The organism is Gordonibacter sp. RACS_AR49 (assembly GCF_030418435.1).
Classification (GTDB): Bacteria; Actinomycetota; Coriobacteriia; order Coriobacteriales; family Eggerthellaceae; genus Gordonibacter; species Gordonibacter urolithinfaciens.
The window spans coordinates 25,494-50,320 of the sequence record NZ_JAIUDM010000010.1; the positions used below are offsets into that span (position 1 = coordinate 25,494).

Genomic DNA, 24,827 nt, shown 5'->3' on the forward strand with positions numbered 1-24,827 from the left:
CACCTCCCTAGATCTTCTCGATGTCGACGAGGAACGCCTTGTACTCGGGCACCCAGCAGTTCGGGTCGCCCACGTTCGGCGGCAGGTCGTTCACGATGTCGCCGGTGGCGTACTCGCCCGCCCAGCCGAAGTGGTGCGTCATGCCCACCTGGTGCACGGTCTCGCCGTTAACCGTGAACGGCTTGAAGCGCGGCGTGACGAGGGCCATCACCTCGACGGAGCCGCGGTTGTTGCGCACGCGGACCTTCTCGCCGTTCTTGATGCCCTTCTCCTCGGCCAGCTCCAGCGACATCTCCACGAACTGCTCGGGCATGGCCTCGTTGAGGGCCGGGCACGTGCGGGTCTGCCCGCCGGTCTGCCAGTGCTCGGTGACGGAGTACGTGGTCACCGCGATGGGGAACTCGGAGCGGTCGCCGCGCTTGACCGACTCGAACTCGGCGAAGCGGACGCACGGCGAGTTCTGCCGGCCGTTCATCTGGTTGTCCGCCGGGCTCTCGAAGGGCTCGTAGTGCTCGGGCAGGGGCCCGTCTCCCATGCTGTAGCTCTCCAGGCGCGCGTTCTGCTCCCAGAGCATCATGAACGCCTTGTCGTTGGGGGGCACGGGCTTGCCGTTGGACACGGCCACGAAGTCGCCCACGTCGTTCTGCACCCACTTCTCGCCCGTCCACTCCACGAGCGTGCGCTCGGGGTTCCACGGCTTGCCGTTCAGGTCGGCCGAGGCGCGGTTGTAGATGATGCGGCGGTTGAGCGGCCAGGCGAACGACCACTTAGGATGCAGGCCGAGGCCGGTTGGGTCGTCGGCCACGCGGCTGCCGATGGCCTGCTCGGCCGGATCGAGGGGTGCCTCGTTGTTGGCCCAGAAGCCGGTGTAGATCCACATGCCGCAGGCCGTGGAGCCGTCGGCCTTGAGGTTCGCGAAGGTGGAGAGCAGCTCGGTCTTCGGGGCCGCCGAGGTGGTGTTGCACTCGGTGCCGTCGTACACGTAGCCGTTGAGGGCCCAGGCCACGGGACGCGGGTCGATCTTGCCGTCCACGTAGTAGTCCCACTTCGTGTTCACGATGGGCTCCGGCGCGACGCCGCCCTCCTTCTTGTAGAGGTCGACGATTGCCGTCCACAGCACGTCGCAGATCTCGTAGTCGGGCTTGGCCTCGTCCCACGGCTCGACGGCCTGGTAGCGCCACTGCAGCCAGCGGCCGGAGTTCAGGATGATGCCGGGCTTCTCGTAGATGAGCGCGGCCGGCAGGAAGTACACCGTGGTGTCGATATCGGCCGGGTTCATGTCGGGGGCCTTCCAGAAGGTGGCGGACTCCGTCTCCACCCAGTCGGCCACCACGAGCCAGTCGAGGTTCGCCATGGCGCGGCGCACGTTGCTCGCGTTCGGCGCGGAGTGGCAGGGGTTCATGCCCCAGCTGAAGTAGCCCTTGATGACGCCCTGGCTCATGAGCTCGAACGAGCCGATGATGGAGTAGTCGGGGCTCTTCGGCACCTTCGGCCACCAGTCGTAGCCGTAGTCGTTGTCCACCGTGGCCGCGTCGCCGAACCACTCCTTGAGCGCGGAGACAACGAACTTGGGCTTGTTGGTGTAGTAGCCGTCGGAGTAGGTCTCCTTCTCGCACCATTTGCGCAAAGACGGCGTGCCGTATTCGGTGGGCCAGTTCAGGTAGCCGGGCTGGTTCGCCACGAGCATGCCCATGTCGGTGGCGCCCTGGACGTTGGGCTCGCCGCGCAGCGCGTTCACGCCGCCGCCGGCCACGCCCACGTTGCCCAGCAGCAGCTGCAGGATGCCCATGGAACGGCAGTTCTGCGCGCCGTAGGTGTGCTGAGTCTGGCCGAGGGCGTAGAGGATCGTGCCGGACTTGTCGGGAGCGCCCGTGGAGGCGTAGGTGGCGTACACCTTCTCCAGCAGGTCCTTGTCCATGCCGCACACGCTGGACACGGTGTCCAGGTCGTAGCGGGAGTAGTGCTTTTTCATCTGCTGGAACACGCACATCGGGTCCTGAAGCGTCATGTCGCGCTTGGGCACCTCGAGCGTCGGGGGCGTGAACTCCGGCACGCCGGGCGCTGCGGCCCACGCGTAGGCGCCGCCCTCGGAGGTGTCCCAGGTCTTCGTCGTCTCAACCTGGTAGTGCCAGGTCTTGGCGTCGTAGGCGGCCGTGTCCTCGTCGAAGCCGGAGAAGATGCCCTCGTTCACGTCGAAGGAGTACTGCTCGTCCAGCAGGTAGGAGGCGTTCGTATAGTTCAGCACGTACTCGTGCTGCCACAGGTCGTGCTCGATGATGTAGTTGAACAGGCCGCCGTAGAAGGCGATGTCGGTGCCCGAGCGGATGGGGCAGTAGATGTCCGCCATCTCGGCCGAGCGCGTGTAGCGGGGGTCGACCACGATCCACGTGGCGCCGCGGTCGAGGGCCTTCTGCACCCACTTCGACGACACGGGATGGTTCTCGACGTTGTTGGAGCCGATGGTCATGATGACGTCGGCGTTCTGCATGTCGCAATAGTGGTTCGTCATGGAACCGCGACCGAATGTTGCTGCCAGACCGGCAACCGTGGGGCTGTGTCAAACACGAGCCTGGTTGTCGATGGCTATCACCCCTAACGACCTCATCATCTTGTTGATGAGGTACTCCTCCTCGGAGTTCTGCTGGCTGCCGCCCAGGCTGGCAATGCCGTGGCAGCGGTTTACCGTGATGCCGTCGTGCACGGTCTCGAAGGTCTCGTCGCGGGTCTTCTTGACCCACTGCGCTATCTCGGCGACGGCGTCGTCCCAGGTGATGTTCTCCCACTCGGAGGCGCCGGGGCGGCGGACCATCGGCTTGGTCTTGCGGTTGGTGTTCTTGATGATCTCGCGCGTCTCGGGATCGACCACGTTGCGCAGCTGGAACATCGTCGCGCCCTTCGGGCACAGGCCTCCCTGGTTGATGGGGTGGTCGGGATCGCCTTCGAGGTTGACCAGCTCGCCGTCGCGCGTCGAGCAGATGACGCCGCATCCGCCCGAGCAGTAACAGCAGATGTTCGTGTACTCCTCGGTGTTCACGAGCTTCCAATCGGGCGACGTCTCAACGGCAAACGCCTCCGACTTCGAGGACAGCTCGAACGCCATGGACGTGGCGAACGCAGCACCGGCGGCTTTGAAGAAGCCCCTGCGTGACAGGTTCATGTCCTCTCTCTCCTTCCTTCTCGTCCTATGGGAACGTGCAGTGGGTCGCGCGGCAGGGCGGGGAGCCTGAGGGCATGGGAGGGCGCCCGGCCCTGCTGCGTGATCCCGGTGGTGACACCGGGGAAATGCCCTCGTCACCCGGCGAACTGATCGTACCATAGGGGGCGCGCCGGGCCCGTCCTGCGCACTGCGGCTCCTTTGCAGGCCTTTCGGCGAACGGTGCATGAGCCTATTCCCACCAGGGCGAACGGCGGTCAAGCCAGGGCGAGCGGCTCCAACCGGGCAGGTAAAGGGAGCCGGTTCCGCGGCAAGCGGAAACACGCGGGCGGCGCGAAACGTCGATGAGCGGGCTCGGGGACGCACGCACGCCGCATTGCGCTACAATAGGCGGGTTGCTGGTTCGGAGGAAGGGGAAGTTCATGGAGAAGGGCAACGTCAAGGCGCTCCTGCCCATCGGGGTGTTCTTGGTGCTGTATCTAGGGCTGGGCGTGTTGTTCGAATACGGGATGGGCATCCCCATGGGTTTCTACAACATACCCATCGTGGTGATCTTCCTGGTGGCGCTTCTGGTGGCGTGCGTTCAGAACCGCAAGCTGCCCTTCGATGACAAGCTGGTCGTCATGGGTCGCGGCATAGGCGACAAGACCATCGTCACCATGGTGCTCATCTTCATGGCGGCCGGCATCTTCGTGGGCACGGTGGGCCGCGACAGCGCCGAGAGCGTGGCCTACCTCATGCTCTCCGTCATTCCCGCGGAGTTCTCCGTGCTGGTGCTGTTCGTGGTGAGCTGCTTCGTGTCGCTGGCCATGGGCACGTCGGTGGGCACCATCACGCTCATCACGCCCATAGCCGTGGCGGTGTCGACGGCCTCGGGCTTCGACCTGCCGCTGTGCGTGGCCAGCGTCATGGGCGGCGCGATGTTCGGCGACAACCTGTCGTTCATCTCCGACACCACGATCGCGGCGTGCCAGGGCCAGGGCTGCCAGATGAAGGACAAGTTCCGCGAGAACTTCAAGATAGCCGTGCCGGCCGCCTTGGCGACGCTCGCCATCATCCTGGCGCTGTCGCTCGGCTCGGACATCAGCGGCACCGTGAGCCATGACTACGACCTGATCCAGCTCGTGCCGTACCTTATCGTGCTCGTGGGCGGCATCGTGGGCGTGAACGTGTTCGTCGTGCTTTTGCTGGGCATCCTTTCCGGCTCCCTCATCATGGTGGCCACCGGCGCCACCGCGGCCACCGACCTACTGGCCAGCATGGGCTCGGGCGCGGCCGGCATGTTCGAGACCACGATGGTGGCGGTGCTCGTGAGCGCCATCTGCGCGCTCATCCGCGAGTACGGCGGCTTCACCGCGCTTCTGAACGGCATCAAGAGCCTGTTCAAGAGCAAGAAGGGCGGGCAGCTGGGCATGGGCCTGCTGGTAGGCGCCATGGACATCGCAACGGCCAACAACACCGTGGCCATCGTCATCGCGAACCCCATCGCCGCCGACATGGCCGAGACCTACGATATATCGCGGCGCAAGACGGCGTCTATCCTCGACACGTTCTCCTGCGTGTTCCAGGGCGTCATCCCCTACGGCGCGCAGATGCTCGTGGCCATATCGGCGGCGGCGGAGCTGGGGTATGCGGTGTCCGCGTTCCAGATCATGCCCTTCCTGTTCTACCCGTTCCTGCTGCTGGCAAGCTCGCTCGTGTTCATCTTCCTCGTGCCCGACAAGCGCGGCCACGAGAGCGAGAAGGCGTAGCCGGCGTGCGGCTCGGGCTGCTTGCCGCTCCCACGTTGCGCAACGCAAACCCCCGCGCGACGCGGCGCCCGGAGCCGGGAAGGCGATAGCCCGTCGCATGCCGACGGGGCACGTGACGGGCGGCTGACCGCTGGCAGGCGCGGCATGCGGAGGCGCGGCGGGCTGCTATACTGTCCGACGACGAAAGAGGCCCGCCCGAGGCGGCGAGGCGCGGCATGCGGAAGGAGGCACCGTGGACGAGATCGAGCGCATCAGGTTGACGAAGCTCACGTCGAAGGGCGGTTGAGCGGCAAAGTGGGGTCCGGGCGACCTCGACGACATGCTGGGCGCGCTTGCGGCCGCTGCCGGCGGCGGCGCGTCGGGCACAGGCGGGCAGGACGCTGCCGGCGACGCGGGCAGCGGGGCCGGACGGCTGCTGCTCGGCTTCAACACGTGCGACGATGCCGCCGTGTGGCAGCTCTCGGACGACTCGGCAGCCGTGCTCACCGTGGACTTCTTCACGCCCATCGTGGACGATCCCTACGAGTTCGGGCGCATCGCGGCGGCCAATGCGCTCTCCGACGTGTTCGCCATGGGGGCCGAGCCGCACGTGGCGCTGAACCTGCTGGCGCTCGACTGCGCGCTGGGCGCGGACGTGGCCGGCGCCATCCTGCGCGGCGGCGCGGACGCCGTGCGCGAGGCGGGCGCGCTCGTGGCCGGGGGCCACACCATCGACGACGCGGAGCCCAAGTACGGCCTCGCGGTGTTCGGCACCGTGCGCCCCGACCGCATCGTGCGCAACGCCGGGGCGGTGCCGGGCGACGCGCTGTACCTGACCAAGCCGCTGGGAACCGGCATCATGGTGGCGGCGCGCGCCTGCGACCTCGTGGACGACGCGGGCCTGCGCCCGGCCGTGGAGTCCATGATGGAGCTGAACGCCGCCGGCGCCGCCGCGCTCGCGGAATCCGGCGTGCACGCGGCCACGGACGTGACCGGCTTCGGGCTTGCCGGGCACCTGCACGAGCTCTTGGAGGCGAGCGGCTGCGCCGCCGCGCTCGACTTCGAGGCGCTGCCGCTGTTCGAGGGCGTGTGGGACCACGCGCGCGCCTACTGCCGGCCGAACCGCCTGTTCACCATCATGGACCAGGCCGAGCGCTACGTGGCGCAGGGCGCGCTTTCCGACGAGGAGTACGACAACCGCCTGGCCGTGGTCTGCGACCCGCAGACCTCCGGCGGCCTGCTGGCCGCCGTGCCGCCCGAGGCGGCCGGCGCCTTCGAGCGCGCCTTCGAGGCACGCGCCGGCCGGCTGCCCGCACGCGTCGGTCGCGTGGAAGCCGGCGAGCCGGGGACGATCCGCTTCGCAGGGTGAGGCTGGGGGGCGACGCCGGCGCCCCCCTCTTGCCACAATTCGCGCCCTACCTTCTCTCCGAGCCGGCGCCCCCTTCCCCTTCTCGAGAAGCACAGTTTTCACCGATTCCTGCATTCTCGGAGACAAGATCGCGCCTCTCGTTCGCCATGGATGGCCTATGCGGGACGTTCTGCCCGTTCGTCGGAAGCGAGTCCGGCCATACGCGGGGCAAGCATGTCAAAAAGCGGTGATTACTGTGCCGGACGCCGGCATCACCCACCTACAGCTTTTCCAGCAACACGTACTCCCCCGCCTGGTCGGCGTAGAGGGCAGCCAGGCCGCGGGCTTCGGGCACGGCGACGGCGAGGGCGCGGGCCGCGGCTGCGCCCTCGGCCTCGAAGCGCAGCGTCATGCCGCAGCTCGCGGTGATGGCGCGCGGCGTGGGGATGACGGCGGGGTTCACGGCGGCGAGCGCCTTGTTGGCGGCCATGGCCGCATGGGTGGACTCGAAGGCCAGCAGGTAGCGGGGCACGTCCGTCCTCCCTACAGCGTGATGACCTTGGCCGCCTCCTGCATGCGGCCCAGGATGTCGTACATGTTGGAAACCTCGCCCACGGCCAGCTGGTCCTTGTACCCGTAGAAGTCGAGGCACGTGCCGCATACGAGCACCTCGGTGCCCTTCTCGGCGAGCGCGCGCACGCTGTCGACCACCTGCTGCTCGCCGCCGGCCACGAGCTTCACGCCCGCGTTCATAAACAGGAGCGAAGCCGGCACGTCGTCGGATTCGGAGAGCGTGTACAGCGCCATCTTCATGAGGTTGTACCCGAGCTCCCCGTCGCCCGCGCCCACATGGTCCTTGCCGACGAACACGGCATAGCCGCACCCGCCGCCCGCCGCGCACGACGCGCCTGCGGCGACGGGAGCCGCCTCGGGAGCCGGGGCCGGGGCCGCCGAGCCGTCTCCCTCGGCGAACGACACGAGCCAGCCGCCCTCGATCTCGTCCACGGACACGGCCAGGCCCGTCTTGCCGCCCAGGCGCGTGAGGTTCTTCACGGCCGTCTCGTTGTCCACCTGCACGGACAGCTCGCGGCAGCCCGCGTCGATCTCCTTCTTGGCCAGCACGAGCGGCTTGGGGCACTGCATGCCGAAGGCGTCGATTATCTTCATGGTAGGTTCCTTTCCGTCTCTCTTCCCTTTTTCCCGCCCGCCCTGCGCGCAGGACGGGCCGTTGCGCGGCCGCGCGAGGCCAGCCGGCCGCGGCTCGCTCGGCACGACTCGCGCGCCACAGCTTGCCCGGCGCGAAACAGGGCCGCGGTGCAGGCGACCTCGTGGCCCGGCGGCGGCCCTGCGCGCGGCCCGCCGGCCGTCAGCCTGCGTCGCGCGCGACGGCCGCAAGGGCCGCGAGGCCCGCGTCGATCTCCTCTTCCGTGGTGAAGCTGGAGAAGCTGAAGCGCACGGCGCCGCGCTCCTCGGTGCCGAGCGCGCGGTGCATGAGCGAAGCGCAATGGGCGCCTGCGCGCGTGCAGATGCCGAAGTCGCTGGACAGCCGGTCGGCCACGAGGGCGGAGTCGGCGCCCGCCACGTCCACCGCCACGATGCCGCACCGGTCGATGCCGCCGTGCCCGCCCAGCACGCGCACGCCGGGCACGGCGGCGGCGCCGGCCTCGAAGCGCTCCGTGAGCGCCCGCAGGCGCGCGGCCACGTTGCCCACGCCCGTGCGCTCCAGGTAGGCCACGCCGGCCGCCAGGCCCGCCAGCCCGTGGGCGTTCACCGTTCCGGCCTCCAGCGCCTCGGGCATGAAGCGCGGATGCCGTTCGTCGAAGCTGTGCGTGCCGGAGCCGCCCTCCAGAAGCGGCGGCACGTCCACGCCCTCCGCCACGGCCAAGCCGCCCGTTCCCTGCGGCCCGTACAGGCTCTTGTGGCCGGTAAAGCACACGATGTCGGCGCCGAGCGCGCCCATGTCCATCGGCAGCGCGCCCGCCGTCTGCGCGGCGTCGAGCACGAACAGCGCGCCGGCCTCGTGCGCGAGGCGCGCCATGCGGGCCACGTCGTACACGTCGCCCGTGAGGTTCGACGCGTGGGTGGCCGCCACGAGGTCGGCGCCCTCTTCCAGCAAGCGCCCGTAGGCGGCGAAGTCGAGGGCGCCGTCCGGGCCGACGGGCGCCACGCCCACCGCGCACCCGCGCTCGTCGCGCGACTTGAACAGCGGCCGCAGCACCGAGTTGTGCGAGGCAGCCGTCGTCACGGCGCGGCCGCCGGCGGGCAAAAGCCCCGCGATGGCGATGTTGAGCGCCATGGTGGCGTTGGCCGCGAACGACACGCGGGCCGCCGAGGGCGCGCCCAGGAGCCGCGCCATCTTGTCGCGCGCGTCGTACACGGCCATGCCGGCGTCGATGGACGCCTCGTGCACGCCGCGCCCCACGCCGCCGAACGAGCCGATGGCGCGCGCCACGGCCTCGGCCACCTCGGGCGGCTTGCGCCGGGTCGTGGCCGCGTTGTCGAAGTAGATCATGGGAGAGCCTTTCCGTCATTCTTCTTCCCGCATCATACCAGTTCCCCGCCTTGTGCCGAAAACGCATCCGCACCTGCTACGGAACCGACAGGAAAAACGGGTCTCCGCCGCGCCGCCGAGCCTCCGCCGCGGAATCCTTCCGTCGCGCCGGCGCCGACCCGAACGCGCGCAGGGCGCTCACCGTATTCCAGCGCCCCCCTGTGCCGCCAGCTCCAGCGCGCAGAGCGCCGCGCCCAGGGCGCCGGCATAGCGGGCCTCGGGACAGGTTTCCACCGGCTTGCCCAAGCGGGCGGCAAGGCGCTCCACCACGTAGCCGTTGTCGCACAGGCCGCCTGTGAGGAAGTAGGCCTCGCCCGGCATCTGCGCCGCGAGCGCGGCCACGCGGGCCACCACGGACTCGATGACGCCGTTGGCGATGTTCTCGCGCGGCTCGCCCTTTCCCACGAGCGAGATGACCTCGGACTCGGCGAACACGGTGCACATGCTGGAGATGACGGTGGGGGTGCCGGCACGCGCGAGGCGCGCAAGCTCGTCCTGGTCAACCGCCAGGCGGTCGGCCATGATCTCCAGGAAGCGCCCCGTGCCGGCGGAGCACTTGTCGTTCATGACGAACTTTTTCACCGCGCCCCCCGCCAGCGCGATGACCTTCGTGTCCTGGCCGCCCACGTCCACCACCGTGCCGTCGCGCCCGAACAGGCGAGCGGCGCCGCGGCCGTGGCAGGTGATCTCCGTGACCACCTTGTCGGCATAGGGCACGGCAACCCGGCCGTAGCCGGTGGCCACGACCGCGCTCCCGTCCGCGTCGATGCCCGCCTCGTCCAAGAGGGAGCGCACCCGCCGCGCGGCGTCCACGCTGCTGAACCCCGTGGGGCACAGGAACGTGCGCGCGAGCGCGCCGTCCCCGTCCAGCACGGCGACCTTCGTGGCGGTGGACCCCACGTCGATGCCCACGTAATGCATGGCCTTCCTTTCCTGGTACGGTCTCGATGCCCCGAAACCGGGGCGCTCCGGGGGTCGCCCGTAGGGCAAGGGCTCTGTCCTACGGGCGACCCGCGAGGGCGGTGCCTCAGCAGTAGCGGTCCCGGTCGGGACGTATCTGGCGCGGCAGGCGCGCCACGCCCTCGATGTGCGCGCCGCATTCCAGCGCGACGGCGCGGATGCGCTCCTCGTCGTCGCACGACACGAGCAGGCTCATGCCGCACTCGGCGCGCGCGGCGCGCGGCGTGGGCGAGATGCGCGCGTCCACGCCGGTGCCCTTCAGCGCGCCGAATAGGGCCAGCCCGTCGGTGTGCCCGCGGAACAGCACGTAGCAGTCCACGGGCGCCCCGGACTGCGCGTCGCCGTCCGGGGCGCCGGGGGAACCGGGGCCGTTGCCGGGAGCCTCCGGCGCATCGGCAGCACCCGGGCCTCCCGCCCCCTGCGCGGCGGGCTCGCCGCCGACGGGCTCCACGGGCCTACTCCCCCAGCATTTCCACGAACGCGCCCACGCGCGTGCGCAGCTGCTCGGCATCGTTGTCGGTGTAGTCGGTCTCCAGCGCCAGGCAGGGGATTCCCTCGGCCTCGAGCGCTGCGGCCAGGCTCGGCTTCTCCACGTCGTAGAGCGTGCAGAACTTCAGGTTCGCATCGATCACGCCGTCCACGTGGTACTCGCGTGCCATGCGCACCACGTCGGCGATACGGCCGGGGTTCGGCGTGAAGCAGGCGCAGTTGTTCTTCATGTAGCGCTCGGACAAGGCCTGGTACTGGCCTTCCAACGTATCGGCGGACTCGTCCACCAGGTTCTCGAAGTAGCGCGTGCCCGTGCACATCTCCTCGCATACCACGGCCGCGCCGCTCGTCTCGATGATGTGGTGCAGCTTCCAGTTGGGGATGGCCAGCGGCGTGCCCGTGACCAGGATGCGCTTCGTGCCCGCCGGGAACACGCTCACGCCGTCGGCGATGCGCTGCTCCAGCTCGTCGGCCAGCTTGTTCGCCATCTCGGCGCAGCGGGCCGGGTCGTCGAAGAATGCGATCTGCATCATGAGCAGGGCGTCCTTGCCGCTGATGGGGATGCAGCCCTCCGCCTTGCGCGCCTCGAACACGCGCGCGAGCGCACGGCGTTTCTCGTTGATCAGCCCGATGGCCGCGCCCAGCGCCTCGGGCGTGAGCGTGCGGCCGGTGACGTCCTCCACCTCGCGCGCGAACTCGGCGATCTCGCCCGTCCACTTCTCGATGTCCTTGGGGCGCTTCATCTGCGGCATGTCCATGACGTAGGTGCGCTTGTCGGCGCCGAGTATCTCGTAGGCCTTCTTCTTGCCGTCGCACGTGGTCTCGCCCACGTACATATCCGCCACGCTGAAGTAAGGGCAGGTCTTGCCGAAGTGCGCGCCGAGCGACGCCTTCACCAGCGGGCACAGGTCGCTCGGCAGCACCTTCTCGCCCTCGGGCACCCAGAACTGCGAGCCGCCGCAGAGCCCGGTGACGGCGCCGCCGCAGGCCACCACCACCTCGTCGGGCACGAACACGCAGAACGTGCCGAACACCTTGCCGCCCTTTTTCTGTAGCTCGATGAGCTCGGCGGGGCGCACGCCGTGGATCTCGGACACGACGAAGTCATAGAAGGCCATGTTCTCGGGACGGTTCTCTTGGGATAGGTACGTGTCGCCGAAGGCGGCGGGCAGGACGGCGCACAGCTGGTCGTGCGTCTCCAGGTCCATGTCCAAATCGGTCCACATCTGGCGGTAGTCAGTCATAGGGGCATCCTCCTCGCAGGGGTCTGCGTCTCGTCTTCTCGTCTGTCATCGGGGCCGTGCCCGGGCAGGCGGAAACGCCGCCGGGGACGGCGGTGCAGAACAAGCGGGCGCGGGGGCAGAGGCGCGCCCGCCGGCTTCCCTTGAAGCGCGGTGGGTGAACGGCGATGCGGCCCCGATGCAGAAGGGGGACGCGCCTTTGGCAGAAGGTGCGCGTCCGGAGGGCAGGCTGCCGTCGGAAACCAGTATAGCGCAGGGGGCCGCCCCGCGCGGGACGATCATGATCCGCTCGGTCAGGTGACGCCCGAGCGGCCGTTAGCGGCGCGGAGGCGCGGCGGCGGGGCGCAGTAGGTGCTCGCGCTTGACGCGATGCCACCGCGGGGGGGCTGCGCTGCAAGCGGGATCGGGCTCGCCGCCTAGCGCGCTTCCCTGCCCCGGTAGGCGTACCAGTACGCAAGCCCCACCAGAACGCCGCCCGCCACGTTGCCGAGCGTGGCCAGCACGAGGTTCGCCGCCGCGCCGCCCAGCGACACGGCCCCGGCGGCCCCCACTCCGCCCAGAACGTTCAGCAGAATGCCCGTGGAGAGGAAGAACATGTTCGCCACGCAGTGCTCGAAGCCGCACGCCACGAAGGCGGCGATGGGCAGCAGGATGCCCACGACCTTGTCCGTCACCGAGCGCGACGCGAACCCTATCCACACCGCCAGGCACACCAGCACGTTGCACATGACGGCCTTGAAGAACAGCTCCACGGGGCCGAGCGACGCCTTGGCCGAGGCAACCGACACGAACGTCGCGCCCACCTCGCCGCCGTTCATGCCCTGCACGTTCGCCAGCAGCACGAGCGCCATCGCCGCAAGCGAGCCGGCCAGGTTCCCCAGCCACACCAGGCCCCAGTTTCCCAGCACCGCGCGCCATCGCACGCGCCCCGAGGCCCTCGAGCACACCATGAGCACGTTGCCGGTGAACAGCTCGGCGCCGCAGCAGAGGACGAGCACGAGTCCCAGGCAGAAGCACACGCCGCCCACGAGCCGCTGCACGGCGAAGGGCAGCGTGGCATCGGAGAGGAACGTGCAGAAGAACATGCCGCCGAACGCGACGAACGCCCCGGCGAGCATTGCCGAGACGAAGCACCTGCCCATCGGCAGGGCAGCCTTCGCGCACGCCGCGTCCTCGACCCGCTTTTCCACCTCGGTCGGCGAAAAGGCCTCCAACCCGAGCCCCGCGCCTTCTTGCATCGCCGCCACGTCGAATCCCCTTCTCCCTGCTCTTCCCTTGCTGCGGCAAAACGCCCGCCGGGCCTCACCCGGCGGGCGTTTTGGCCCGCGAACGCATCATTATCGCAGATTCGGGCCCGGTTCGCCCCAGGAATTCCCACCATCTTCCTTCCCGCCTTCCAGCCCCCGAGCGCATGCGCCCGGCTGGCTGTTCGGAATGCACCCCGGGAAGCCCTCCCCCACCGAAACAGCCTCCGGGACGCATCGTCTCCGAATGCGCCCCCACGTCATCGGAACGCACCCCGCGACACCCCTTCCGCGCGCCCCTTCCATCCGCCGGCCCCTCCCGCGCAACCCTCGCCGCCTTTCCCCTCCCCGCCCTGCGGGGATTAGCCGCACGCCGCCGTTTCGGGCCGGCGGCCCGGTCCGACATTGGTATACTGCTCGGGAAACCTTGCGTCCGGCCCGCTTATCGAGAAAGGCACCCCATGGCACCCACGCCCGCCCGCGACTTGCTGCGATCCCTGCCCCCCGTGGAGGAGGTGCTGCGCTCCCCCCAGGTGAGCGCGCTCGCACCGCTGCTGCCGCATGACATCCTGGTCGACTGCGTGCGCGACGCCGTCGACGCCGTGCGCGGGGCCATATTGGCCGGGAGCCGGGAGCCGGTGGACAGCGCCGCCCTCGCCGACGACGCGTGCGCCCGGGCGCTGGCCTGCCTGCGCCCCTCGCTTAGGCGCGTGGTGAACGCCACGGGCGTGGTGGTGCACACGAACCTAGGGCGCAGCCCGCTGGCCGACGAGGCCGTGCATGCCGTGACAGAGGCGGCGCGGGGCTATTCCACGCTGGAGTACGACACGGACGCGCTGGCCCGCGGCAGCCGCCACGACCACGTGGAAGGCCTGCTCTGCGCGCTCACCGGCGCCGAGGCCGCCATCGCGGTGAACAACAACGCCGCGGCCGTGGTCATGGTGCTGGCCGAGTTCGCCCAAGGGCGCGAGGCCGTGGTGTCGCGCGGCGAGCTCGTGGAGATCGGCGGGTCGTTCCGCATCCCGGACATCATGGCGTTCTCGCGCGCCCGCATGGTGGAGGTGGGCGCCACGAACAAGACGCACGCAGCCGACTACGAGCGGGCCCTCACCCCGGACACGGCCATGCTGCTGAAGGTGCACCCCTCCAACTACCGCATCGTCGGGTTCTCGGAGCAGGTGGGCATGCGCGAGCTGCGCGCCTTGGCCGACGCCGAGAACGAGCGCCGCTGCGCCGCGGGCGTGGAGGACGAGGTGCTGGTGTACGAGGACCAGGGCTCGGGCGCGTTCATCAACCTGGCCTGCTTCGGCGCCTACGCCGAGCCCACCGTGGCCGAGTCGCTGCGCGGGGGATGCGACCTGGTATCGTTCTCGGGCGACAAGCTGCTCGGCGGGCCGCAGGCGGGCATCGTGGTGGGGTCGAAGCAGCTTATCGACCGCCTGAAGAAGAACCCGCTCGCGCGCGCCATGCGCCTGGACAAGATGACGCTGGCCGCGCTCGAGGCCACGCTGCGCCTGTACCTGGACCCCGAGCGCGCGCTCGCGGCCATCCCCACGCTGCGCATGCTCTCGGAGCCCGACGGAGCCGTGCGCGAGCGCGCCGAGCGCCTGGCCGACGCGCTGCGCCGGGCCGTGCCCGCGGACTGCGCGTGCATCGAGGTGGTGCCCGAGGTGGCGCGGGCCGGCGGCGGGGCGCTGCCGCTGTGCGACATCCCCACGTTCGCGGCGAGCATCTCCTTCGAGCGCGGCGACGCGCAAGGATGCGAGGCCTTCCTCGTGTCGAAGCGCGCGGTGCCCGTCATCGGGCGCATCAAGCGCGAGGCCGTGCTGCTGGACGCGCGCACCATCGGGGAGGACGACATCGCCGAGATCGCCGAGGCGGTGCGCGCCTACTTCGAGGGGCCGGGCGCTGCGGCGGCGTCGGCCGGGATAGCGGAAGGGGCAGCGGAAGGCTCCCCTGCCCCGGCAGCGCCCGCGGCCGGCCGCTCGGCGGGAGCGGGCGCATGAGCGCCGCCGCGGGCGGCCGCCGCGTCGTGCTGGGCACGGCGGGCCACATCGACCACGGCAAGTCCACGCTCGTGCAGGCGCTCACCGGGGAGAACCCCGACCGCCTGGCCGAGGAGAAGCGCCGCGGCATCACCATCGAGCTGGGCTTCGCGCAGCTGGAGCTGCCCGACGGCACCGCGCTCGGCGTGGTGGACGTGCCGGGCCACGAGCGCTTCGTGCGCCAGATGATCGCGGGCTCCACGGGCATCGACCTGGCGCTTCTGTGCATCGCAGCCGACGACGGCGTCATGCCGCAGACCGAGGAGCACCTGGCCGTGCTGGAGCTGCTGGGCATCGCGCGCTGCGTGGTGGCCCTTACGAAGCGCGACCTGGTGGACGAGGAGTGGTCAGCGTTCATGGCCGACGAGGTGCGCGGGCGCCTGGCGGGCGGCCCATATGCCGACGCGGCCGTGGTGCCGGTGTCGGCGCGCACGGGCGAGGGCCTGGACGAATTGCGCGCAACGCTGGCGGAGGCCGCGCGCGGCCTCGTGCGCGCGAAGGACGGCTCGTCCGCGCGCCTGCCCGTGGACCGCGCGTTCACCATCAAGGGCTCGGGCACCGTGGTCACGGGCACGCTCTGGAGCGGGCAGGTGGCGCCGGGCGACGAGCTGGAGGTGCTGCCCGGCGGCACGCGGGCGCGCGTGCGCTCCGCGCAGATCCACGGCCAGCCGGTCGAGCGCGCCGAGGCCGGCAACCGCGTGGCGCTCAACCTGGCGGGCGTGGACACCGGCGAGGTGCGCCCCGGCATGCTGCTGGCAGCCCCCGGCACGGTGGAGCCCACCGACCGCTTCGACGCCTGGCTCACGTACCTGGGTGCGCCCGGCGCGCCGGAGGCGCTGGAGACGGGCACGCGCGTGCGCGTGGCCCACGGCACCGCCGAAGTGCCGGGGCGCGTGCTGCTCATGGACGCCCGCGCGGCGCTCGGCGCGCGCGAGAGCGCCTACGCGCAGATCCGCCTGGACGAGCCGCTGCCGGTGTCCCGCGGCGACCGCTTCGTCGTGCGTTCCCTGACGCCCGTGCACGTAGTGGGCGGCGGCCAGGTGCTGCACGCGCACCCGCGCCGCCGCACGAACCTGAAGCCCGGCGAGGAGGCGCTGCTCGACGCCCTGCGCGCCGGCGACGAGGACGGTGCCTGCGATGCGGCGCTCGCGCTGGCGGCCGCGCCCGTCACGGCGGCCGAGCTGGCCGCGGCGGCGGGCATCCCGGCCGCAGCGGCGGGGCGGCGCCTCGGAGAGCGCTGCAAGCAGGGTCTCGTGCGCCTGGGCGACGGGGCGGGCGCTCACTTCGCCGAGCGCGCCGTGCTGCAGAAGCTGGACAGCGCGCTGGAGAACGCGCTTCTGCGCTTCCACGCCGAGCAGCCGGCGGCCACGGGCATCTCGAAGGGCGCGCTCGCCGCGCGGCTCCCCGGCGCGCTGTCCGATGCCTGCATCGACGCGCTCGTGGAGCGCGCCCGCACGGACGGGCGCGTGGTGGTGGACGGCGGCCTCATCGGCCACCCGCGCGCCGGCGGCGGGGCGCGCAAGCTCGAAGAGCAGGCGGCCGAGGCGCTCGCGTCGGTGCTTGCCGCAGCCGCAGCCGCCCCGCCTGCCGTGACCGAGCTCGTGGCGCAGGCGGGCGTCGACGCCTCTGTCGCGCACCGCGCGCTCGGCGCGCTCGAGAAGGCCGGGCGCATCCGCCGCGTGAGCGGCGAGCTGGCCTTCGACGCGGCCGCCTACGAGGCGCTCGAGCAGGCGGCCGTCGCGCTGCTGCGCGACCAGGGCGGCGCCACGGCTGCCGAGCTACGCGACGCCATGGGCACCACGCGCAAGTACGCCATCCCGCTGCTGGAGCACTTCGACGCCCAGGGCGTCACGCGCCGCGACGGCGACCTGCGCGTGCTGGGCCCCAAGCGCGCGTAAGCCCCCGCCCTCCGGCCACCATCCTCCCGACCCCAACCCTGCAACGGTGCCGCATCCTGTCGCAGGGTTGGGCGCCCGGGTTCCCTGCAGGAGGAAGCGCCTCTCCCCACCGGCCTTTCTGCACAGAAATCACCGGTTTTTTACGCATTGTCGGCCCTTGGTCGGCAAATTGGGCACCCATCATTTCGCCATCAGGGAAAACGTTGGGCGCAAACGTCCAGGTCCGTACAACATCAGCATGCTGCACCCGCGAATCCGCAATAATCGGTGATTTCTGTGCAAGTTCCCCCCGCTGCGACAACGCACAGGTCGCCTCGGCCAAGTCGGGAAGGAAGCGTTTGCGTCAAGCCCCTGCGGAAACGGTCCCCTTTCGGCAAGATGCCACTTTTTTTGCATTTTGCAGCGTTTTCGGCCGTTTTGCCTTATTATAGTCAACGTTGTCTTTTGCTCTTGGAGATGGATGGGTCCTGGTGGGCCCCGCGGCCTTCAAAGCCGTTGTGAGGCGCGCAGAACGTCTCGGGTGTGTTCGATTCGCACGCATCTCCGCCAAAAACCACGAGCGCCCGCGCCTCACCGAGACGCGGGCGCTTTTCCATTGCGGAAAATACGGGCACGAAAGGCAAGGGGGATTTCTGCTCCGTATCGTACGCCACACTTGGCGACAGTTGCCTCGAAGCCGCTACTGCCCACATTGCCTCACACATAATTTATTTCTTCGATGCCCCACCAGTTAGCATCGTTTTAATCGATATCAACGGTCTCCTGATGACAGCAGGGATGAGATACGCGTGGTTGTTAAAGAACAGGCTGGCAGAATGTTTTGCACTCCCATACCTGGGTCTCAAGAAGTCGTCGGCAACTGCCTCAATCCCGCCCTTGCGAAAAATCGACCAAAACTCATCCCTTCGAGAGTTCGCTCTAAAGGGCAAGCGCAATGGGCCGTTTCCTTCGATCGCTTCCTGGAGCTTTTTTTGAACCATCACAAGACTCTCGCTGATCGCAGCAAGCTCCTTGGCCCCTTGCTGGGTATCAACAAGCACCAGACTGATTCCACGCTCGTCGTTTCTGTGGCGACGCGATTCCGAGACGTAACCCCAGAAATCTGCGAGCGTCAGGTCTCCCAACCGCCGCGTCCCGGCATAGGGGCATTCGCAACAACTGGAACGGGATATGAAGTCGCCAAGAAACGCCCTCAGGTACAAATCATCCGTGGTTGGCCAGCTTCTCGTCGAACCGTCCAGAAAACGCATTTCCATACTGAAGATCGTCCATGATGGGTCTTTCTTTCGGAAACTGGCCCCCGTAATCTTCGAACCCGACTCTTTCTCTCTAAACCAACGGTACTCCCGCCAAAACAGAGGAGACGGCGCTCCATGGCAGAGAACGTCGACAGTGATAAGATTTCCTGTCGGTATTTTCTCCGACAATTTCCGCATCGCCGCAACCTGGCACGGCGTTCCGGTAAACAAGACGAGCTCGCCCGCGCGCAATCTGTCCGCGCACACCGAGAGCGCAGTTGCGACATCGCTCTGCACGTACTTCGATCCACGCATGGATTCGACGATTGCACGATCACGCGTCGCGATATGACGGACATCGAACGCATCATCGAATACCGCGCCACATACCCAGCCGCCCCTTCCAAGAACGGCATCGGCAAGCAGCATGAAAACCCCTCCGGAGGTCGCCGAAGCTCGACGCTCGCCATCCTTGTCCCAGCACGCCAGCGCCTCGATCGGAATATCCGAACGAGATACGGGATAAAGCTCCGGACAAGCTGTCGAGCACGCTCCGCAGCCGACGCACCTACTGATCACAATAGAGGGATGCAAGAACCCCTCGTCGTCAGACACCATGGCGATGGCGCCGAAACGGCAGGATGCGGTGCACGCCGAGCACCCTGTGCACCGCTCGGGATCTGCCAGCCTCGGCTTGACAGCGTCTTTCATATCACTCACCCCTTCCTTTTGAAGATTGCTGTAGCACCGCCCAAGAGGCCTCGATACCTCACGATAGTGAACGCCACGAGTGCGACCGACAAACCCAAGGAGATCACCGTGGCATGCACGATGCCTATACTTAGGAGGGCCACCTCTGCGAGCAGCATGGAAAGGCCAACAACCTGGTACGGCAAGTCCATCTCTATCCTTACAAACTTTCGCGTGTCGAATGCTCTGGAGATTGAGATGATCGAATATGCGACAACCGAACCGACAATGGGGCCCCATACGCCGATTTCGGTGGCGAGAAGAACACTCAGCACAACGTTGGATAGAGCCCCTACGACGGTCGTTACGAAGATCATCCTGTTTTGCTTTGCAGCGTTGTACAGCACGCCAAAATACGTCGAGTAGCCGTTTACCACCGCACCGAACATGAGCAACGGCACGAACAGCCGCGCCTCGTAGAACCCGCTGCTCAGCATGACGCGCGACAGCGGTTCGATGATAGCGATGGCAAGTGAGCCAGCACATAGCAGAAGAGCTGAATAAACGCGAAACACAATGCTGAACGACCGGCTACGATCTGCGGCAGAATATTCCCGTGCCGAGAATATCTGCCATGCCTGTTGAAAAACAGACACCAGCATGTTCATCACGGCCGGGAGCTTCGATGCCGCTGTGTACAAGCCTGCAACCGCAATGCCGCTGGAAAGCAGAACGATATAACGCCCCGACAGGTTTACGAACCACCATGCGAGCGCATTAGGAACCATGGGAATGCTGTAGCGAAGTAGTCTACGCATGAGATCCCCATCGATGCTCCCTAGGGAGAAGTAGCGCCACATCCTCGCACCAATCGTCACGAGCAGGAGCTGCGTTGCCTGACATAGTATGAGGGCGAGCAAGTAACCGATGATTCCGGCACGGAGAACACCGAGAAGCAGGTAACCGGCCCCGCAAAGCACAAGTGTGCTGATTACTCCAGACGCCGCATAGAGCTTCGTCTTTCCAAGCCCCTTCGCGAACTGCATGCACACCGTCTTGAACGAAGTAACAAGGCAAAGGGCAACGAGGTACCACGTGTAGTCAAACCCAGTGAAGGCATAGCCAGCAATACCGACCACTGCGACTACAGGTGCAAGAGCGAAGGCGACGGACACACCCGTAGATAGCACTTTCCGTGGGTCAGAGTCCCGATCTATCGAGTAGCGAAAAACTCCCTCGTATATCCCAAGACAGCAGAGGGGGTAAAGCAACTCCGACATGTTGTTAACAAGCTCACCGATACCGTATTGCTCAGTAGAAAGCAGCGCGGTGTACATAGGCAATAGAAGGAACTGCATGAGCTTTGTAAGCATGTTGCCTACCGCAAAAACCATGGTATCGCTGACAAGACGCTTGTAGGCTCGCTTCATGAAATCGCTCCTCCCCCAACCTGAGCACGCTTCAGCGCCACTTTCACATCGCCTCGATCAAATCATGTAGTTCTTCGTAATATGGGGCGGCGAACGGCGGGGCGGCTGCGCCCTCGGGAAACCTCGTCATCAAGCCTCGCGCAAGGTCTGGCACGGACGCAAGATCACCTGCGACCGCTATCGCCTCATCGCCCGCATCCTCAAACCATTGAGCACCCGAGGTCACCTTGTGGTCAGCGGTCCTGAGCACAACCACGGGCGTTCCGGCAATACGGGCGAAGATAGTGCCGTGATAGCGATCAGTCACTACGACTCTATAATGGGCATACGACTCGATCACCTTCTCGATTCGACTCCACGCCTCCTTCGAATCAAGATCAATCCCGCCGAGATCAACCGTTGTGTCCGTCTGGGCAAGGGAGCCGATCTGCCGCTCAAGCTCGTCGGCAAGCGCATCGATTTCGCCATACGAATAGAACTTCTCCCCGTCGTTCCTCGTGCAAAGTAGCGCGCCCGAACGATGTCCGTCGAATTCGTATTTACCGATGAGCGTAGTGACCACATCGGGGTAAAGCCTGACATCGACCTTGGGGTAGATGGATCGGGCCTTTTCGGCGGACACTGCATCCCGCGCCAAGAAGAGGGTGCGAGGATGCGCGTTTATCGCCCTTATATCGCGGCGCATGCCTCGCTTGCTCAGGAACTTTATGCTCGTTGGAAAGAACACGATCCTGTTCCCAGGAAAGGAGTCAGGAATCATGCGATGCGCCGTCTCGTCCGGATGCAGCCCATCCATAGTGTGGCCGCTCTGCATGATTATGACGTCGTCGGGTCGAACCAGCCGCTTCAAAAGCACCGCCGTCCTCGCCGTCCCTCCGTTGAAATCCCTGCTCGAAATTTTCACTATCTCGGCACCGGGGCAATTAGCCTCGACCCAAGCAAGAATGCAGAACTTCTGCGCCTGATCGCCCAAGTTGTTGTGGGTGGGAACGCCAAAATACCAAACCCTTGGACGCTCGGCACCCTGCAGGCCATTGAGCATCTTCAACAACGCTTTGTTGTCTTTGCGCGCCAAAGGGTGGCGGAGAGCAAGCCGAATAGGACGCACGATCTCCCTATTGACCATCACGGCGAAGGCGGACAAGCCGGGTATCGACTTAACCTTCATCTTGAATTCGTTGTTCATCGTTTGTCCTTCATAAACGGTTTTCCCACTCTCACCAACCCAATATTGCCAACACGTTCGAAAAATCGACCGCATAAGGGATGACGCCCTGCCATTCAGGTCGGAGCAGTCCTACGGCAAAAAAGTACGCGAAGGACATCGAGCACAGAAAAACAAGGGAGAACGTCCGCTCTTTCTGTTTCGGGGCGGTCAAAGCAATGGGAATTGAGATGACTGCGAATATCGAGAAGTAATACGCGAGCCGCGCAAAGATCTCAGCTTGAACGCCCGTCACTTGGAAGAGAACGGCGAGCATCATGGCGTGCTGATAAAAGGACAGCATCCCACGATCATCCAAGTTCGTTCGCTTAAGAACTTCGATATAGTTCACAACAAAAAACGCAAGCACGGCAACGAATGCGAGCTGAATGACAGCACCGAAATAATTTGAAGCCATGAAATCGCTACTGTACACATCTTCACGACCGAGAACCCATTGCGCAAGCGCAAGAACAACGTTAAAGGCAAGCAGGCAGATCGCGTATAGCGCAAGGTACACGAACACGTAGCCTTTGCGAAAACCTATTCTCGTCAGAGGCAAGATGACGAGAGCGATCAATGCATAAACGTGAAACATGGAAGCGGCAACGACGCAAGCCACAAAACCAACATTGCTCCGCTTTAGAAGAAAGACGAATGCAACCACCAGCAAGGCGGCGGCAATTCCCTGCCTCATGACGTTCATATAGGCCGTATAAATGTTGAGCGTGATAAAAAGAAAGCAACTCAACAGGGGGTTCTCCGAATATTTGTATATCGCATAGCCGATGGGAGCATACATTACAATCGCCGTGAATACGAGAAGCAATTGGTAGTTGCTGGACAGCTGGTTCAAGAGAAGGCACATAGCAGTAAAACCCGGCTCGTATCGCTCCAAAGCAAACGCCGACCAACCCTCGGCCCCAATCCTCGTGTACGCGCGAACGAACTGCTCCGTGTCAACGCCAACCGTGTAGCTTCTGCATGCAGCGATACAAATGAGCAGGGCGAAGACCAAGGCGACGTACAATCTTTTCGCCTTGGTTGAGCGTTTTGGCCTGATGACAATCGCCAAAAGTAGGAGGGTTAGCAGAACGAGGCTGTAGAAAAACATTTGCGCTCGCCTTAATCTAAAGAGTCGAGTTCGACATGGCCCACCCATCCGGACGGAGGGGTGAAGCGGCGTACAGGGGAAATATGATTGAAGGACACGGGGTTCCGCCCATCCATACTGCACATCACATCATCCGGCAATCCGGAGACCAAAGGAAGACGCTCCACCTTGAATGCATGCGCCAATGAAGGTATTTTCTGGAAATCAAATCCCATAATCCTGGAAGCCACCATGTCAACGACGACGGGATTACCCCCGCATAGCAGAACTCCGGCATCGACCGGATCAGGCTCAAGCGGGCCCTCGCCTTCGCCCGCTACGATCCCGTCCACAATCGCAACGTATTCCATCCGAACGGATCGGCTCAAAGTCCCATCGGGATTTCCGTACAGGAGGATTTTGTTGAGATCGAGAATCGTCCTCCAAAGCGTATCGTTACCGAACCAACTGCCGTTTCTGGCAACCGCCCTGTTGTCGCCCCACACCTTTTTCGCAATCCATTTCAAGGGGACGAGTACGCGAGCGATGGGCCGCGCCAGATTAGCAATGCTTTTCGCCCGTGCCGTCAGCACTCCCTCGGCCTTCCTAGCCATGCCGCTCTCCGCAAATTGATCGCCGCCATCAGCCGGCGCGCCAACGGTATGATGAGGGAGTAGATTCTTGTTCGTGCTGACTCCCACAAGGTTTTTCAGACAGCAGGTCATACCTGCCTTTTTATGAGTCTTCAACTTCGGCAGATTGACGAAGATATCGGCTTCCATAACAGACCCGCCCATCTCGTACAGATTGGTTTGTCCGTCGTGCGCCCTATTCGTCTCCTCGATGTCGTAGCTCGCTCCGTAGTAGCCTCCCAAAGAGGTCTCCTTGGTGAAAAACTCGCTCAGATCGCCTTCAACGTTGTAAAGGGTCTTTCCATACGGATCGCCTGGCAGCTCGACGGAAGAAAGGATTATCCCGTCACCAGAGACGTTCCAGCGCTCGTTTCTCATGTCGACGAGAGAAAAGGCGATTCCACCTTCTTCGCACTTACGTCTCCATTCTTCAACCGGCATGAGCGCCACGATCTCGTCGAAATTGGCAGGCGTCATCGGGCTGTCACCGACGATGATAGTTCCGGATTCGGCCATGTTCTCGACCAAGATATCGATCACCGCCGTAATGACGGAAGGATGGGTGATCATCTGGACCCATTCATCCCTGCGCAAATGCCTCTCCTGAACCCAGTTGGGTTTGACGAAAACCCTGTCGCCAGGATGCACGCAGCTCAGAACGCCAGTGCTCGATATGAGCCGACCGATCTTCTCCGCATCATATTCGCAACCCGTGAAGCAATGGCAGGTTAGATTTGATATAACGCTTTCCGTCATAGCTGATCCCATCGTTACGCAATATTTGTATAGAAATCTGCCAGCAGCAACGCTGCAGCTCTTTGCGAGTATCCGGCATCGTCGATGCGCATCGCGGGATCCTGGAACCTGCCCTCGAGCGCCGCATTTGCAATCGCATCGCTCCAATCCGACAGTCGTTCCTTTCTTCCAAGGAATGTAGCGACACCGGTAATATCCACCTCAGACGGGACGTCTTTGGAGAACACGCACCTCAGCCCAGATGCTTGGGCCTCAACTGCGGCCACGGGCAATCCTTCACACAAAGACGGCATAGCCAGCACGTCGAATACGGAATACAGCTTGCCCACGTCCTCGCGAAGTCCCAAAAGATGTACTTTGCCCTCCAGCCCGAATTCGGCTATCAAACCGGACAACGCTTCTTCTTCAGGCCCGCTGCCGACGATGAGGAGCTCGGCCCGATGCTCGGTCTTGAGAAGCTCTCGAAACACATCGAACATGAAGGGGTAGTTCTTCTGCTTTGCAAGCCTGCCGACGCATCCAACGACGGGGAAGGCATCGGGGCCGATCGGCAGCTTCCGTTTGAGCTCGGAGGCGGCGGCTTCATCGAAACGAAACGCCTCCACGTCGATACCGTTACGGAAGATGCGATAGGACTGATCGCCGAAAAGATAGTCTCCGGCCTCCTGCGAGCAAGCGAGCCGTTCCGTTGCAAATCTTTTTCCGTATCGGATAAGCGGATAGTTTCTTATTCGATGGCTCAAATGCTCCGAACTCGCCGCAAGATGGCTGTGAATAAGCCTGTTTTTCACCCCAGCATACGATGCGGCGCGAAGGACGCAGAAAGCGGTATTCGGAACGTGGCAATGAACTATGGAATAAGCGATTCCTTCGCTTTTTAGCAATTCGTTCACGTACCTGACATATCGAAGCGGCTCTTTCGAAGCGTCCGGAGCACAGTAAATTCTGGAACCAGATGCCATGCACTCCTTCTCGAACGTTATGGATGAAGGAATGTGGTAGAGGTAGTCGAAAGCAATTCTGTTCTGGTCGATCTCCCGCATCATGTTCCAGACATAGCGCATCACGCCCGACTCTTTGCTCATCGCAGGCACGACTTGGAGAACCTTGATTCCCTCACGCGA

The 24,827-nt window shown here is 65.3% G+C and carries 18 protein-coding genes and 1 tRNA gene; 5 read left to right on the forward strand and 14 right to left on the reverse strand.

Annotation, left to right across the window (positions count from 1 at the left end):
* Positions 1 to 7 precede the first annotated feature (7 nt).
* Positions 8 to 3,157 (reverse strand): molybdopterin-dependent oxidoreductase, encoded by a 3,150-nt coding sequence (locus LB310_RS13330; protein WP_367316816.1) that lies wholly within the window; start codon positions 3,155 to 3,157, stop codon positions 8 to 10.
* Positions 3,158 to 3,576: 419 nt separating this feature from the next.
* On the opposite strand from LB310_RS13330, the gene LB310_RS13340 reads away from it, so the two are divergent.
* A complete protein-coding gene (locus tag LB310_RS13340) occupies positions 3,577 to 4,905 on the forward strand; it encodes a Na+/H+ antiporter NhaC family protein (RefSeq protein ID WP_087189693.1) in 1,329 nt (442 codons plus the stop codon).
* A 232-nt stretch (positions 4,906 to 5,137) separates the two neighbouring features.
* Positions 5,138 to 6,253, forward strand: coding sequence for a selenide, water dikinase SelD (gene selD, locus LB310_RS13345; protein WP_301155185.1), 1,116 nt, complete (start codon positions 5,138 to 5,140; stop codon positions 6,251 to 6,253).
* A gap of 259 nt (positions 6,254 to 6,512) precedes the next feature.
* On the opposite strand, the gene LB310_RS13350 is transcribed toward selD, so the two are convergent.
* From LB310_RS13350 to LB310_RS13380, 7 genes are all read right to left on the reverse strand, one after another.
* Positions 6,513 to 6,764, reverse strand: coding sequence for a putative Se/S carrier-like protein (locus LB310_RS13350; protein WP_157007517.1), 252 nt, complete (start codon positions 6,762 to 6,764; stop codon positions 6,513 to 6,515).
* A gap of 11 nt (positions 6,765 to 6,775) precedes the next feature.
* Complete coding sequence (gene yedF, locus LB310_RS13355) at positions 6,776 to 7,399, reverse strand: sulfurtransferase-like selenium metabolism protein YedF (RefSeq protein ID WP_301155186.1); 624 nt, start codon at positions 7,397 to 7,399, stop codon at positions 6,776 to 6,778.
* 199 nt (positions 7,400 to 7,598) lie between these two features.
* Positions 7,599 to 8,744, reverse strand: a complete 1,146-nt coding sequence (locus LB310_RS13360) for an aminotransferase class V-fold PLP-dependent enzyme (RefSeq protein WP_301155187.1) — start codon at positions 8,742 to 8,744, stop codon at positions 7,599 to 7,601.
* Positions 8,745 to 8,921: 177 nt separating this feature from the next.
* A complete protein-coding gene (locus LB310_RS13365; RefSeq protein ID WP_301155188.1) occupies positions 8,922 to 9,704 on the reverse strand; it encodes an acyl-CoA dehydratase activase in 783 nt (260 codons plus the stop codon).
* 106 nt (positions 9,705 to 9,810) lie between these two features.
* On the reverse strand, positions 9,811 to 10,194 hold the full coding sequence (locus LB310_RS13370; protein ID WP_301155189.1) for a DUF3343 domain-containing protein: 384 nt from the start codon (positions 10,192 to 10,194) through the stop codon (positions 9,811 to 9,813).
* 4 nt (positions 10,195 to 10,198) lie between these two features.
* Positions 10,199 to 11,476 (reverse strand): double-cubane-cluster-containing anaerobic reductase, encoded by a 1,278-nt coding sequence (locus tag LB310_RS13375; protein ID WP_301155190.1) that lies wholly within the window; start codon positions 11,474 to 11,476, stop codon positions 10,199 to 10,201.
* A gap of 413 nt (positions 11,477 to 11,889) precedes the next feature.
* Positions 11,890 to 12,711, reverse strand: a complete 822-nt coding sequence (locus LB310_RS13380; protein WP_301155233.1) for a formate/nitrite transporter family protein — start codon at positions 12,709 to 12,711, stop codon at positions 11,890 to 11,892.
* Between the two features lie 467 nt (positions 12,712 to 13,178).
* On the opposite strand from LB310_RS13380, the gene selA reads away from it, so the two are divergent.
* The 3 genes from selA (at position 13,179) to LB310_RS13395 (ending at position 17,209) form a co-directional block, all read left to right on the forward strand.
* A complete protein-coding gene (selA, locus tag LB310_RS13385) occupies positions 13,179 to 14,723 on the forward strand; it encodes an L-seryl-tRNA(Sec) selenium transferase (protein ID WP_301155191.1) in 1,545 nt (514 codons plus the stop codon).
* A complete protein-coding gene (gene selB / locus LB310_RS13390) occupies positions 14,720 to 16,660 on the forward strand; it encodes a selenocysteine-specific translation elongation factor (RefSeq protein ID WP_301155192.1) in 1,941 nt (646 codons plus the stop codon). Before selA ends, selB begins: the two co-directional genes overlap by 4 nt.
* Before the next feature lie 452 nt (positions 16,661 to 17,112).
* A tRNA-Sec gene (locus LB310_RS13395) sits at positions 17,113 to 17,209 on the forward strand.
* A 158-nt stretch (positions 17,210 to 17,367) separates the two neighbouring features.
* Here the strand turns inward: LB310_RS13395 and LB310_RS13400 are convergent.
* Genes LB310_RS13400 through LB310_RS13425 form a run of 6 tightly spaced genes read right to left on the reverse strand, consistent with a single transcriptional unit; the run spans position 17,368 to position 24,767 of the window.
* A complete protein-coding gene (locus LB310_RS13400) occupies positions 17,368 to 18,609 on the reverse strand; it encodes a Coenzyme F420 hydrogenase/dehydrogenase, beta subunit C-terminal domain (RefSeq protein WP_301155193.1) in 1,242 nt (413 codons plus the stop codon).
* A 5-nt stretch (positions 18,610 to 18,614) separates the two neighbouring features.
* Positions 18,615 to 20,018, reverse strand: coding sequence for a lipopolysaccharide biosynthesis protein (locus LB310_RS13405; protein WP_301155194.1), 1,404 nt, complete (start codon positions 20,016 to 20,018; stop codon positions 18,615 to 18,617).
* A 43-nt stretch (positions 20,019 to 20,061) separates the two neighbouring features.
* Complete coding sequence (locus tag LB310_RS13410) at positions 20,062 to 21,204, reverse strand: polysaccharide pyruvyl transferase family protein (RefSeq protein WP_301155195.1); 1,143 nt, start codon at positions 21,202 to 21,204, stop codon at positions 20,062 to 20,064.
* A 31-nt stretch (positions 21,205 to 21,235) separates the two neighbouring features.
* The gene (locus LB310_RS13415) at positions 21,236 to 22,336 is read right to left on the reverse strand and encodes an EpsG family protein (RefSeq protein ID WP_301155196.1); all 1,101 of its coding nucleotides are present in this window, start codon (positions 22,334 to 22,336) and stop codon (positions 21,236 to 21,238) included.
* An 11-nt stretch (positions 22,337 to 22,347) separates the two neighbouring features.
* Complete coding sequence (locus LB310_RS13420; RefSeq protein ID WP_301155197.1) at positions 22,348 to 23,703, reverse strand: DUF362 domain-containing protein; 1,356 nt, start codon at positions 23,701 to 23,703, stop codon at positions 22,348 to 22,350.
* Between the two features lie 14 nt (positions 23,704 to 23,717).
* Positions 23,718 to 24,767: a glycosyltransferase gene (locus LB310_RS13425; protein WP_231897413.1), complete on the reverse strand. Its 1,050-nt coding sequence runs from the start codon at positions 24,765 to 24,767 to the stop codon at positions 23,718 to 23,720.
* Between the last annotated feature and the right edge of the window lie 60 nt (positions 24,768 to 24,827).

Excerpts from the sequence above, each read along its gene's own strand:
- selA (WP_301155191.1), top strand. The coding sequence starts at position 13,179 with ATGGCACCCACGCCCGCCCGCGACTTGCTGCGATCCCTGCCCCCCGTG.
- LB310_RS13400 (WP_301155193.1), bottom strand. The coding sequence starts at position 18,609 with ATGAAAGACGCTGTCAAGCCGAGGCTGGCAGATCCCGAGCGGTGCACA.
- LB310_RS13415 (WP_301155196.1), bottom strand. The coding sequence starts at position 22,336 with ATGTTTTTCTACAGCCTCGTTCTGCTAACCCTCCTACTTTTGGCGATT.
- LB310_RS13375 (WP_301155190.1), bottom strand. The coding sequence starts at position 11,476 with ATGACTGACTACCGCCAGATGTGGACCGATTTGGACATGGACCTGGAG.
- LB310_RS13425 (WP_231897413.1), bottom strand. The coding sequence starts at position 24,767 with ATGCGCTATGTCTGGAACATGATGCGGGAGATCGACCAGAACAGAATT.
- LB310_RS13420 (WP_301155197.1), bottom strand. The coding sequence starts at position 23,703 with ATGACGGAAAGCGTTATATCAAATCTAACCTGCCATTGCTTCACGGGT.
- LB310_RS13410 (WP_301155195.1), bottom strand. The coding sequence starts at position 21,204 with ATGAACAACGAATTCAAGATGAAGGTTAAGTCGATACCCGGCTTGTCC.
- LB310_RS13365 (WP_301155188.1), bottom strand. The coding sequence starts at position 9,704 with ATGCATTACGTGGGCATCGACGTGGGGTCCACCGCCACGAAGGTCGCC.
- yedF (WP_301155186.1), bottom strand. The coding sequence starts at position 7,399 with ATGAAGATAATCGACGCCTTCGGCATGCAGTGCCCCAAGCCGCTCGTG.
- selB (WP_301155192.1), top strand. The coding sequence starts at position 14,720 with ATGAGCGCCGCCGCGGGCGGCCGCCGCGTCGTGCTGGGCACGGCGGGC.
- LB310_RS13380 (WP_301155233.1), bottom strand. The coding sequence starts at position 12,711 with ATGCAAGAAGGCGCGGGGCTCGGGTTGGAGGCCTTTTCGCCGACCGAG.
- LB310_RS13360 (WP_301155187.1), bottom strand. The coding sequence starts at position 8,744 with ATGATCTACTTCGACAACGCGGCCACGACCCGGCGCAAGCCGCCCGAG.
- LB310_RS13405 (WP_301155194.1), bottom strand. The coding sequence starts at position 20,018 with ATGAAGCGAGCCTACAAGCGTCTTGTCAGCGATACCATGGTTTTTGCG.
- LB310_RS13340 (WP_087189693.1), top strand. The coding sequence starts at position 3,577 with ATGGAGAAGGGCAACGTCAAGGCGCTCCTGCCCATCGGGGTGTTCTTG.